Origin of the sequence: Streptomyces sp. BE20, from assembly GCF_036322525.1 — a bacterium.
In the GTDB taxonomy this organism is placed as follows: domain Bacteria; phylum Actinomycetota; class Actinomycetes; order Streptomycetales; family Streptomycetaceae; genus Kitasatospora.
In genome coordinates this window covers 51,211-62,825 of record NZ_JAQYWW010000939.1, presented here as the reverse complement: position 1 = coordinate 62,825, position 11,615 = coordinate 51,211, and the positions used below count along the sequence as shown (strand labels likewise).

The window sequence follows — 11,615 nt, the reverse complement described above, 5'->3', positions numbered from 1 at the left end:
GGGCGAACGGTGGGGGCCGGGCGAGTTGTGGGGCCCGGGCGGATGCCCGTCGGGCTGGCGCCCTGGGCGGGCACGCTGTCCGCGCTGACCCCCGAACTCGCCCTCGCGATCGGGCCGTTGCTGCGCCACCTCGACTCCCTGGTGGGTGAACGAGAGCCGGTGGCCGACGGCCCGGGCAGCCCGGAGGGGCTCGGCGGCCTCGGCCGGACCGGCCGGCCGGACCAGCTGCTGCCCACCGAATGGCTGCTTGCCGAGGAGTACCCCGACGAGTTCCTGCGCCGCTTCGCGGACCGTGAACTCCTCTACCTCGCACCCGAGTTCCGAACCCCGGTCAGCCGGGGCCGGACCGTCGCACTGGTCGACACCGGGCCCGCCCAGGCCGGGCCCGGCCGACTGGTCCAGCTCGCCGCGCTGCTCGTCCTGCACCGGCGGGCCGCCGTACGCGGCACCGAACTCGTCGTGGGCGTCCTCGGCGACCCGCCCGACCGGTGGCTCACGGGGGACCTCGCCGAGCTGCTGCCCGCCTGGCTGCGCTCGCGCCGGCCCGCCGACCCGACGCCCGAGGACGTGGACCGCGCCCGGCAGGCACTGGACGCCGCCGACCACGCCTGGCTGCTCACCTCACCCCGGCTCGCCGCCCGCCTCCCCGCCCGGCCCCGGGTGCTGACGAGCGAGACGACCCGCTGGGGCGCGGCCGGCGCCACCCACGTCACCGTGCTGATCGACCGGTCCCAGGTCGAACTGGCCCTGCCCGCCGGCGAGATCGCCGTCCGGGCGCTGCGCGGCGCGGAGTTCCGCCGCAGCGGCCCCGGCGCCCCGCCGGCCGTCCCCCCGTCCGAGGCCTTCGGCGCGACCGGGGGAGCGCTGCCCGCCTTCACCACCGAGTCCCGCACCCTGGTCGCCCGGGGCGCGAGCACGGACGTCCTGCTGGCCGTCGGCATCCCGGACACCGACCACCTGCATCCCACCGTCCTCCGGGCGAAGCGGCACCGGCTGCACGGGCCGGTGGTCGCCGCCGGGCGGGCCGGCCGGCGGCTGATCGCCCTCCAGCTCCGCAAGGGGCACCTGATCCCGTACGTCAGCGGCCGTCCGTTCGGCTCGCCCGGCGACTACCGGGCCGATCCGGCCGACCTCGGCCTCGACGGGGCGGAGCTGGCGCGACTGCTGACCCGGCCGCTCCTGCCGCTGCTGCGCACCGGCGGCGACCTGCTCCTGCCGGTCGCCGGCCGCTGGCGGCGGCTCGCGGCCGACGGCACGGTCACCGACGACGGGCCGGTCGGCCGGGGCGCCGAGAGCCCGAGCCACTTCAACCGGTTCCGCGAACCGCGGCTCTTCGAGCGGAGGTTGCAGCCCGACGCCGCCCGGGCCAGGCACCTGCTGCACGCGGGAGGCACCGTCGCCTGGTCCGAGGACGGCAAGAGGTGGACGGTCTGGACCAGGCTCGGTGACGAACGGCGGCTCTCCTTCCGGGAGAACGCCGAGGTGCTCGGTCTGGTCCACGACCGCCGCGAGCCCGCGCTGATCACCTGGTCGCCCGGCGTGCGCACGCTGCGGGCGGTCCGCGCGGACGGCGTCCGCACGCTGAGCCGGTTCTCCGGCGGCCCGACCCAGCCGGCCCTGCACCCCACCCTGCCGCTGATCGCCGCCGAGACGGCCTCCGGCCGGATCGTGATCGGCGACGCCGTCACCGGCCGGATCCGCCACTTCCTCTGGAGCAACCGGTGAGCCCCGGCACGGCACTCTCCCCGCGCGCCACCGTCACCGCCGCCGGGTTCGTCCTCGACGTGCCCGTGATCGGCCGGGCGGAGGCCGTCCACCGCGTCCTGGCGCACTGGCGGGACGGCACCGAGCTGCGTGAACTTCCGGACGGTCGCTGGCTGTTGGTCCTGGCCGAACCCGTGGCGGTCCGGGTCGACCGGGCCCCCGGGCTGCCGCTGCGGGCGGCGGCCGACGGCACGCTCGCCGCGTTCGGGGCGGCCGCGGGACCGTTCGGCCCCGGCCGGCTCGTCCTCGTCGAGGCCGGACGGACGATCACCCGGCCCCTCGCCGGCCTGACGGCGACGGACCCGTCCGGCTGGCTGTCCCCGGCCGGTCTCACCCTGCACCGCCCGCGCCCGGTCGGCGCCGCCGCGGGGCCCGAGGCCGCACCCGTCGTGGACGCCGTGCCGACGCGCCCGCGCCCGGACCTGCGGGCGGCGGCGGGCATCCTGCCGCCCTCAGTACGGGCCGGCCGGCTCGCCGCCGAGACCGGCGGCTCCGAGGCCCCGTCCGGGCAGGGCTCCTGGAAGGGGCCCGTCCGCGCCGTCCGGGCCACGCCCGCCGGCCGGCTCGCGTACCTGGCCACCGCCCTCGTCCTGCTGGGCGTCGGCTGGCTGGTCCTGTTCTCCGACCGGGCCCACCTGGTCGTGGACCAGGGGCCGCGCATCGTCGGACTGTTCGCCCTCTGGTTCGTCCTGACGGTCGCCTACCACCTGATCCGCGGCGACCGGGGCGGCCACCGCGGTGGCACGGAAGGTGGGAACGCCACCGCCGGGGCCACCGCCGGGGCGGCCACGGGAGCCGCGACCGGCCCCGCCCGCGGGTCCGCCCGCAGGTCCGCCCGCACCCGCCGTCCCGTCCTCCGCCACCTGCTCGCCCGCCTCACCCTGCGGACCCCGGCGGCCCGGTCGCTCCACCGCCGGCACCTCCGCTACCTGCGCGAGCTGACCCGGGCCTTCGAACAGCGCCGCTGGGACGACGCCCTGCGCGACGCCCTGCCGCTCGCCGCGCGCGCCTCCGACGACACCGGGCGGCCCTGGCTCTCGCTGGGCCTGCCCCGGCGCTTCACCGGCGCCCTGCGCGCCACCCCGCGCAGCGATGCCCTCGCCGTGGCCTCACCGTTCCACGGCCCCACCTCGCACCAGCACCTCACCGCCCTCTACCGGCACGCCGCCGAGCGGCTGGAGAAGGCGGGCCGGATCGACGAGGCCGCGTTCGTCCTCGCCGACCTCCTCGACGCGCCCGCCGAGGCGGTCGCCCTGCTCGACCGGCACGACCGCTCCGCCCAGGCCGCCGAACTCGCCGAGGGGCGCGACCTCGCCGCCGAACTGGTGGTCCGCCTCTGGTGGCGGGCCGGCGAACGCGACCGCGCCGTCCGCACCGCCCACCGCAGGTCCGCGTTCGCCGCGGCCGTCGTCCGCCTCGCCGCCACCGACCCGTCGGCCGGCCGCGAACTGCGAGCCGCCTGGGCCGAACACCGCCGCGCGGCCGGCGACCGGCTCGGCGCCGTCGAGGCGGCCTGGCCGGACGAGGCGCTGCGCCCCTCGGTCGTCGCCGACCTGCGCGACGCGGTCGCCCTCGGCGGGCCCGACCGGGGCCGGGCGCTGCCCCACCTGCTGGCGCTCGGCGTCGGGCAGTCCACCCGGGCGTTCGCCCGCGCCGTCCTCGACGGCGACGGCGACCCGCGCAGCAGCGGCCGGACCGCGCTCGCCACCACCCTGGCCGAGATGCCCGCCGCCGACCCCGCCGCCGACCGTGAACTCGCCACCGCCGCCGCCCTGGCGGCCGTTCGCGACGGCGGAATCGGCGGGCCGGACGCCGGGCCGGGCGCCCGCGCCGCGGACGCCCTCCTCGACCGGCTCCTGCTCCGCGCCGACCCGCTGGTCGCCGAGGACCTGGCCCGCCCGCGGCCCGCGCCGCGCCCGGCGGGCGTCACCCCCGCGTACACCGCCGCCGACCGGCCCGGCACGCTCCCGGTCCTGGACGCGGCGCTGCTCGCCTCGGGCCTGCTGCTGGTCGCCTGCGGCCAGGCGGGAGTGCGGCTGATCGGACCGGACGGCCGCACCCGGGCATCCTGGGACACGCCCGCCGACCGGCTGGTCCTCGCCGACCACGGCGCCGTCGCCCTGCTGGTCGCCGACTACGGCGACCTCCGGGAGGTGTCCCGCCTCGACCTCGTCACCCGCGCCGTCCGCCCCTGGACCACCCTGCGCGCCCGGCAGTTCGCGTCCTCCTTCGACGGCCGGCACCTGATCACCGAGGACGCGGACGGCATCGCGGTGCTCGACACCCTGGCACCCCGTCCGTCCGTCGTCTGGCGCGAACTCGTGGTGGGGCAGCGGCTGGTGGGCCGCATCAACCGCACGCCCGGAGGCTGCGCGGCCGTCGTCCGGTCCTCCCTGCCCGACGGTTCCCCGTTGACCGAGGTCTGGCGCTGGGACCTGCCCGGCTGGGAGCTGCGGGCCCGCCTCCGGGTGGACGACGCCCTGGCCGAGCCGCACCTCGAACCCGCCGCCCTCGCCGCGGGCGGCCTGCTCGCCGCCTCGGCGCCGACCGGGGAGGCCCCGGGGATCACCACCCTCTGCTGGACCTCCGGCCTGCCGACCGTCCGACTGCGACTCGACGGTGCGGCCTCGGACGCCCCCGCCACCGACGGCGACCACTGGGCCGTGACCGTGCCGCTGTCCGACGGCGCCGGCCTGCGGCTCCACGCCGGCACCGGCCCGGCCCGGGGCCCCGCCCTCACCGCGGTCTTCCCGGACGCCGACCCGTCGCGGATCGGCGTCCGCCGCCACGCCGGGGCGGTCACCTACCGGCACCGCTCCGGCCGCGTCCTCGCCACCTCGGCCGACGGCGCCACCCTCCTGGCCAACGTCCGGGTGACCGTCTGACGGAGCGGAGCGGAGCGGCCGGTCGGCGAGGCGACCCGGCGTCATGCGGGGCGGTAACGGGGACGTGTAGTATCCCGATTGTGCTGATGGGTGAGGGTGTGGAGTGGGGCCTGCACTGCTGTCTGGCGTTGGCGTGGCTCGATGAGCAGGCGCCGATTCCGGCAGGGCGGTTGGCGGAGATCTTCGAGCTTCCGCCGGTGTACCTGAAGAAGCGGTTGCAGCCGCTGGTGCGGGCCGGGGTGCTGGCGTCGGTGGCGGGCGCGCGGGGCGGGTACCGGCTGGCCCGGGCGCCGGAGCGGATCACGCTGATGGAGGTGGTGGCCGCGGTGGAGGGCACCACCGAGGCGTTCCGGTGCACGGAGATCCGGCAGCGGGGCGCGGGAGCGGAGGCGGCGGCGAGCGACTTCGCCAAGCCGTGCGGCGTCGCCGGGGCGATGCGGCGTGCGGAGCTGGCGTGGCGGCGCGAACTGGCCGCGCAGACCGTCGCCGACCTGCTCGCCGCCAGTCCGGCGGGAGCCCCGGCGCGCATGCGCCGCTTCCACGAGCGCCTCGGTTCCTGACGCCGCACCGGCCTGCCCGGCGCCGTCCTGTTCATTGCACCCCCGAATCGACCTGGCCCGAATCGACCTGGCCCGAACCGATGCGGCCCGGCCGTCCGGCCGGGCCTTCCAGGAAGGAGAATCGGGATGTCTGATGTCTCGTTAACGCGGGCGGCGGTGGCCGAACCCCGAGGCGGCCGTGCCGGGGTGGTTCCGGTGCTCGCCCTCGGCACCTTCGCCGTCGGCACCGACGCGTTCGTGGTGGCCGGCTTCCTGCCCGAACTGGCCGCCGACCTCGGCGTCTCGACGTCGGCCGCCGGACAGGCGGTGACGGTCTTCGCGGCGGCCTACGCCCTGCTCTCCCCGGTGCTCGCCACCCTGACCGCCCGGGTCCCGCGCCGGACGCTGCTGGTCACGGCACTGGCCGGGCTCGGGGCGGCCAACCTGGCCTCCGCGCTCGCACCGACCTTCGCCGCGCTGCTCGCCACCCGCGTGGCGGCGGCCGGGGCCGCGGCGGCGTTCACGCCCAACGCGGGGGCGGTCGCGGCCTCCCTGGCCCGCCCGGAACGGCGGGCCAGGGCGCTGGCCGTGGTGGTGGGCGGGCTGACGGCGGCGACCGCGCTCGGGGTGCCGCTGGGCGGGCTGGCCGGTCAGTGGACGGGGTGGCGGTGGGCGCTGGCGGCGGTGGCCGGTCTGGCCCTGGCCGCCGCCGGGGCCGTTGCCCTCCTGCTGCCGGCGCTGCCCGGCGGTCCGGCGGTGGCGCTGCGCGAGCGCCTGGCGGTGCTGCGCCGGCCGGCGGTGCGGGCGATCCTGCCGCTGACGGCGTTGGGCATGGCGGCGGCGTACACGGTGTACGCGTACAGCGTGCCGGCGCTGGCGGCGGTGGGGCTGACGGCCCGCGACGCCGCGTGGGCGCTGGGCCTGTACGGGGTCGGCGCGGTGCTCGGCAACCTGGGGGCCGGGCTCGCCACCGACCGGCTGGGCGGGGTGGGGGTGCTGACGGCCGGCTACCTCGTGATGGCGGTCGCGCTGGGCGGGCTCGGCCTGCTGGCGGCGAGCGGCACGCGCGCGCCGGTGCTGGTGGGGCTGCTCGCACTGGCCTGGGGATCGAGCAGTTGGTGCCAGACGCCGCCGCAGCAGCACCGGCTGATCGCCGCTGCGCCGCAGGAGGCGCCGCTGGTCGTCGCACTGAACTCGTCCGCCATCTACGCGGGGATCGGCGCGGGCACCCTGTCGGGTGGCCTGACCGTCCACTCGGGCGCCGCCGCGCTGTACGCGACCGCCACCGGGCTGGCCCTGCTCGCCCTCCTGTACCTGCTCCTCACGGCCGCGACGCTCCCACGCGCCGACCGGAACGGATAGACAGCTGTCGCGGCTCCGGGGCCGTGATCGTGCACTTCGTCGCCGAGGCCCTACGGCTGGACGATGTCCCGGTGGGTAGGGGCAGGTCCGCGTTCATCGACACCGGGCAGCCTTCCCCCGTCGGGGTCCGCCCGTGGTCGGGGGGCGTCGGCCTGACTATCATGTAATCCATGAATGTCGATTCCAACCCTTACGAGGTGCGGCCGGGCGTGCCGGACGTCGCGACCTTCCGGCACCTGCGCACCGCCTCCGGCATGAGCGACCGCCCGGCCGAGGCGGTGGCCGCCGGGCTGCCGAACACCTGGTTCGGCGTGACGGTGCGCCTCGACGGCGAGCCGGTCGGCATGGGCCGGATCATCGGCGACGGCGGATCGGTGTTCCAGATCGCCGACGTCTGCGTGCTCCCCGCCCACCAGGGCCGGGGCCTGGGCGCACGGATCATGGCCCGGCTCACCGCCGAGCTGGAGGACCGCGCGCCCAAGGGCGCCTACGTCTCGCTCATCGCCGACGGCGACGCCCACCGTCTCTACGCCAAGTACGGCTTCGTGGAGACCGCACCGTACTCCGTGGGCATGCACCGCCTGGTGTGAGCGCGGCGTCCCCGGTCCGTCCCGCCGAAGGGCGGGGCGGGACGGGGCCCGCGGCCGGTCAGGCGTGGATGCCCTGGCCCGGGGTGAGGATGCCCGCCGGGTCGAAGCGGCGCTTGGCGGCCACCGCGCGCCCCCACCGGGTGCCGTAGTGGCGCCGCCAGTCGGACCGGGTCATGTCCGGGATCGCGCCGATGAGGTACCGCGTGCCGCCCAGCGCCACCGCCCGGTCGTACAGGCGGCGGTTGCGCCGCAGCGCGGCGGCGTGGTCGGCGCCCGGGGCCGGGAAGGAGAGCAGGTCGAAGTGGAAGCCGACCGGCTCGTCCGGCATCACGGCCATCGGGCGGGTGAGCACGTCCTTTCGGTACGGGTAGAAGAGCAGCAGCCCGGAGCCCAGGTCGTCCGGGGTGAGCAGCGCGGTGGCCTCGCGCATGAACGTCGCGGTCGTCGAGGCGGGCAGGAAGAGGCTCAGCCAGGGCTTGGGCTGCGCCCAGAGGCCGGCGGCCTTCAGGTACCCGGCGAAGCCGTCCACCCGGAACGCGTACTCGCGCGCCGTCTGGTCGACCACCGTCGTCTCGGCCGCGACGCAGCGCAGGCCGCGCAGCAGGGCCGCCCGGTCCGGTACGGCGGCGCCGTCGTAGTGGGCGACGAGTTCCGCCTTGTAGCGCCAGCCGGTGCCGGCCGCGTTCCGCACGACCTCGCCGACCTGGAGGTCGAAGCGGCGCTCGGCCATCAGCCTTTCCTGGTCCGCGAGGTAGGCGGACAGGTCGTCGTAGAACAGGTTGAAGACGAGCGCCCGCTCGCGCGCCCGGACCAGGCGCAGGGTGGCGCGGACGATGATGCCCGCCTGGCCGCCGCCGGCGAGGACCGCCTCGAACAGCTCGCGCTCGGACGTGCGGGAGGCGGTGACCAGGCGGCCGGTGCCGGTGACCACGTCGACCGACTCGACCGTGTCCACCTGGAGCCCGAACCGCTGGACGCCGCCGCCGATCCCGCCGACGCTCAGGGTGCCGCCCACGGAGAGGTGCAGGTAGTCCGTCAGACAGGGGGGCGTCCAGCCCTGGGACAGTGCGGCCTCGGTCAGTCGGGCCCAGGTGACGCCGGCCTCCACCACGGCCCGGCCGGGGGTGATCCGGACGATCCGGTCCAGGCCGCGGGCGTCGATCGCGATGCCGCCGCGGGCGGACGCCTGCCCGTAGCTGGAGTGCGACTCCAGCTCCGCCGTGGCGCCGGTGCCGCTCTGGCCGTTCATCGCCACCGGGATCCGGTGCCGGTGGGCGAAGGCGACCACCTCGGCGACGTCCCGCACCGAGCCGGGGTGCAGGACGGCGCGCGGCGCGGCGGTCACCAGGTGCCCGAAGTCCCCGCCGAACCGCGCCAGCGTGCCGGCATCGGCCACCACGGTCCCGTCCAGACGCGGCAGTGTGGCCAGGGCGGAGCCGGCCGCGACGCCGGGCGCACCGCTCGCACCGGCCCCGGTGGCGGGCGTTCCGGCCGGAGCGGAGTCCCCGGCGGCGACGGCCCAGGAGCGGCCGACGGTGTTCCAGCCGATCACCGTCGCCGCCGCGCCGACGAGCAGACCGCGGCGGGGCAGGGATGACTTGCTCATTTCAGATTTCTCCGATCAATCGTCATATTGTCAGTGTTGTATCGCATTGCCGTCGGCGCGTACACGTGTCATCGGTCCCTCAAGGGCGGCGAACGGGGCCGGTGTTCGGGCGCGCCCCCGGCGGCCGTGGTCGGCTCCGGAGTGGTCTACACCACATGAGGGGGGCGAACGCATTGATCCGGACACGTACATGTCGCCACCGCCACCCGGCTGACCAGCCGGAAAGCCCCTCCGGGGCGGTGTCCGGCACGGAACGGCCGTGGCCGGAAAACCGGTTGTCGGGCCTGGCGGGGCCGGGGGAGAGTAGAGACATCGCGATCGACGAGAGAGACGAGAGCGACGAGAGAGAAACCGAGGGCGAGCTGGGCCTGGGAGAGCCCAAGGGCCTGTAAAGCCCCCGCTTCGGCTGTGGTGGTTCGAATCCATCCTCGCCCACCCTCGGGATGCCCCGGGCCCCACGGCCCGGGGCATCGTCATGGCACGGCCGGCGAATCCGGCCGAACGGCCCTGCGCCGACGGTGCGTGACGTTCCGTCGGGGAGCGGTGCCCGGTGGAACGGCGCTCACCTGCGCCCGGCTAGCCTTGGCCGCATGTTCGTTCTGGAGCTGACCTACACCGCGTCCCTCGACCGCATCGACGCGGCCCTCCCCGCCCACGTGGAATGGCTCGGCCGGCACTACGCCGACGGCACCTTCCTGGCCTCCGGCCGCAAGGTCCCCCGCGACGGCGGCGTCATCCTCGCCACCGGCGACGACCGGGCCGCGATCGAGGCGGTCACCCGGACCGACCCCTTCGTGGTGGAGGGCCTCGTGGAGTACACGGTGACCGAGTTCCTGGCGACCACCGTCGCCCCCGTCCTCGAAGCGCACCGCCAGCGGCTCCCCGCCTGAGATCCCGCCCGCCACCGCCGTGCCGGGGGCCGCACGGCCGGTACCGGTGTCCGGCCCGGGCCCCGGAGCGGTCCGACGACGCGTCCGCCCGGTGCAGCGCGTCCGCCGGTCCCACCCGACCCGCCTCGCCGGGCGGCCCCGCCCGGGTACGGCCGGCGGTCGTCCACTGGCTACGATCGGTGAGCACGGGGCACGGAAGCGCCGGGCCGCTGGCCGGCGCACGGCGAGAAATCTGGTGGGAGAAGACAATGGCACACGTACGGGCCGGGCAGCCGGCGCAGCCGGGCGACCTGGTGGACGTGGCGCGGTTGGTGACGGCGTATTACACGCTGCACCCGGACCCGGAGGAGCCGGGCCAGCGGGTGGCGTTCGGCACCTCGGGCCACCGCGGCTCCTCGCTGGACGCGGCGTTCAACGAGGACCACATCGCCGCCACCACCCAGGCGATCTGCGAGTACCGGGCCGCGCGGGGCGTCACCGGCCCGCTGTTCCTCGGCGCCGACTCGCACGCCCTGTCCGAGCCGGCCACGGCCACCGCCGTCGAGGTGCTGGCCGCCAACGGCGTCACCGTCCTGCTGGACAGCGCAGACGGCTACACCCCGACCCCCGCCGTCTCGCACGCGATCCTGACCCACAACCGGCGCAGCCCCCGGGCGCTGGCCGACGGCATCGTGGTCACCCCGTCGCACAACCCGCCGCGCGACGGCGGGTTCAAGTACAACCCGCCGAGCGGAGGCCCGGCCCCGTCCGAGGCGACCGGCTGGATCCAGGACCGCGCCAACGCCCTGATCCGCGAGGGCCTGCGGGGCGTCAAGCGGGTCCCGTACGCGCGGGCCCTGGCCGCGCCGACCACCGGTCGGCACGACTACGTCACCGCCTACACCGAGGACCTGGTCTCCGTCCTGGACCTGGACGCGGTGCGGGCCGCCGGCCTGCGGATCGGTGCCGACCCGCTCGGTGGCGCGTCCGTCGCCTACTGGGGGCGGATCGCCGAGACGCACCGCCTCGACCTGACCGTGGTCAACCCGGTGACCGACCCGACCTGGCGCTTCATGACGCTGGACTGGGACGGCAAGATCCGGATGGACTGCTCCTCGCCCGCCGCGATGGCCTCGCTGATCGCCCGCCGTGACGAGTACGACATCGCGACCGGAAACGACGCGGACGCCGACCGGCACGGGATCGTCACCCCCGACGGCGGCCTGATGAACCCCAACCACTACCTCGCGGTCGCCGTCGACTACCTCTACCGACACCGCGCCGACTGGCCCGCCGACGCGGCGGTGGGCAAGACGCTGGTCTCCTCGTCGATGCTCGACCGCGTCGCGGGCGACCTGAAGCGGCAGCTCGTCGAGGTGCCGGTCGGTTTCAAGTGGTTCGTCGACGGCCTGCTGGAGGGCTCGATCGCCTTCGGCGGCGAGGAGTCGGCCGGCGCGTCGTTCCTGCGCCGCGACGGCGGGGTCTGGACCACCGACAAGGACGGCATCCTGCTCGCCCTGCTGGCCGCCGAGATCACCGCCGTGACCGGCCGCACGCCCAGCGAGTACTACCGCGACCTGACCGAGCGGTTCGGTGCCCCCGCCTACGCCCGGGTCGACGCCCCGGCGGACCGCGAGCAGAAGGCGCTGCTGTCCCGGCTGTCGGCCGACCAGGTCCGGGCCGGCGACCTGGCGGGCGAGCCGGTCACCGCCGTGCTCACCGAGGCCCCGGGCAACGGCGCGGCCATCGGCGGCATCAAGGTGTGCACCGAGAACGCCTGGTTCGCCGCCCGCCCGTCGGGCACCGAGGACGTCTACAAGATCTACGCCGAGTCCTTCCAGGGGCCTGACCACCTGGCCCGGGTCCAGGAGGAGGCGCGCACCCTCGTCAACGAGGTGCTCGCGGGCCAGACGGACTGACCGATCCCCGCCGCACGTGCGGCCCGGCCGGTGGGTGACGACCGCCCACCGGCCGGACCGCCGGTGGCCCGCACGCGCCGG

Annotated in this window: 8 protein-coding genes and 1 tRNA gene; 8 read left to right on the top strand and 1 reads right to left on the bottom strand. The window is 76.5% G+C overall.

The window, feature by feature from the left end:
- Positions 1 to 42: 42 nt before the first annotated feature.
- From PUR61_RS22305 to PUR61_RS22285, 5 genes are all read left to right on the top strand, one after another.
- Positions 43 to 1,725, top strand: coding sequence for a hypothetical protein (locus PUR61_RS22305; RefSeq protein WP_329881056.1), 1,683 nt, complete (start codon positions 43 to 45; stop codon positions 1,723 to 1,725).
- Positions 1,722 to 4,649 carry a bpX6 domain-containing protein gene (locus PUR61_RS22300; RefSeq protein WP_329881054.1) on the top strand — a complete coding sequence of 976 codons (2,928 nt, stop codon included), beginning with the start codon at positions 1,722 to 1,724 and terminating at the stop codon, positions 4,647 to 4,649. The genes PUR61_RS22305 and PUR61_RS22300 overlap by 4 nt, the downstream gene beginning before the upstream one ends.
- Positions 4,650 to 4,735: 86 nt before the next feature.
- Entirely contained in the window at positions 4,736 to 5,209 is a 474-nt protein-coding gene (locus tag PUR61_RS22295) for an RrF2 family transcriptional regulator (protein WP_329881053.1), read from the top strand.
- Positions 5,210 to 5,335: 126 nt separating this feature from the next.
- Positions 5,336 to 6,550: an MFS transporter gene (locus tag PUR61_RS22290; RefSeq protein ID WP_329881051.1), complete on the top strand. Its 1,215-nt coding sequence runs from the start codon at positions 5,336 to 5,338 to the stop codon at positions 6,548 to 6,550.
- A 170-nt stretch (positions 6,551 to 6,720) separates the two neighbouring features.
- Complete coding sequence (locus tag PUR61_RS22285; RefSeq protein ID WP_329881049.1) at positions 6,721 to 7,140, top strand: GNAT family N-acetyltransferase; 420 nt, start codon at positions 6,721 to 6,723, stop codon at positions 7,138 to 7,140.
- 58 nt (positions 7,141 to 7,198) lie between these two features.
- On the opposite strand, the gene PUR61_RS22280 is transcribed toward PUR61_RS22285, so the two are convergent.
- On the bottom strand, positions 7,199 to 8,746 hold the full coding sequence (locus tag PUR61_RS22280; RefSeq protein ID WP_329881048.1) for an FAD-binding protein: 1,548 nt from the start codon (positions 8,744 to 8,746) through the stop codon (positions 7,199 to 7,201).
- Between the two features lie 355 nt (positions 8,747 to 9,101).
- On the opposite strand from PUR61_RS22280, the gene PUR61_RS22275 reads away from it, so the two are divergent.
- The 3 genes from PUR61_RS22275 to pgm all read left to right on the top strand — a co-directional run bounded on the left by PUR61_RS22275 (position 9,102) and on the right by pgm (position 11,534).
- Positions 9,102 to 9,181: transfer RNA gene (locus tag PUR61_RS22275), tRNA-Tyr, on the top strand.
- Between the two features lie 155 nt (positions 9,182 to 9,336).
- Positions 9,337 to 9,636 carry a YciI family protein gene (locus PUR61_RS22270; protein WP_329881047.1) on the top strand — a complete coding sequence of 100 codons (300 nt, stop codon included), beginning with the start codon at positions 9,337 to 9,339 and terminating at the stop codon, positions 9,634 to 9,636.
- Between the two features lie 248 nt (positions 9,637 to 9,884).
- Complete coding sequence (gene pgm / locus PUR61_RS22265; protein WP_329881046.1) at positions 9,885 to 11,534, top strand: phosphoglucomutase (alpha-D-glucose-1,6-bisphosphate-dependent); 1,650 nt, start codon at positions 9,885 to 9,887, stop codon at positions 11,532 to 11,534.
- Positions 11,535 to 11,615: the final 81 nt, after the last annotated feature.

Excerpts from the sequence above, each read along its gene's own strand:
- PUR61_RS22295 (WP_329881053.1), top strand. The coding sequence starts at position 4,736 with ATGGGTGAGGGTGTGGAGTGGGGCCTGCACTGCTGTCTGGCGTTGGCG.
- PUR61_RS22285 (WP_329881049.1), top strand. The coding sequence starts at position 6,721 with ATGAATGTCGATTCCAACCCTTACGAGGTGCGGCCGGGCGTGCCGGAC.
- PUR61_RS22280 (WP_329881048.1), bottom strand. The coding sequence starts at position 8,746 with ATGAGCAAGTCATCCCTGCCCCGCCGCGGTCTGCTCGTCGGCGCGGCG.
- pgm (WP_329881046.1), top strand. The coding sequence starts at position 9,885 with ATGGCACACGTACGGGCCGGGCAGCCGGCGCAGCCGGGCGACCTGGTG.
- PUR61_RS22270 (WP_329881047.1), top strand. The coding sequence starts at position 9,337 with ATGTTCGTTCTGGAGCTGACCTACACCGCGTCCCTCGACCGCATCGAC.
- PUR61_RS22290 (WP_329881051.1), top strand. The coding sequence starts at position 5,336 with ATGTCTGATGTCTCGTTAACGCGGGCGGCGGTGGCCGAACCCCGAGGC.
- PUR61_RS22305 (WP_329881056.1), top strand. The coding sequence starts at position 43 with ATGCCCGTCGGGCTGGCGCCCTGGGCGGGCACGCTGTCCGCGCTGACC.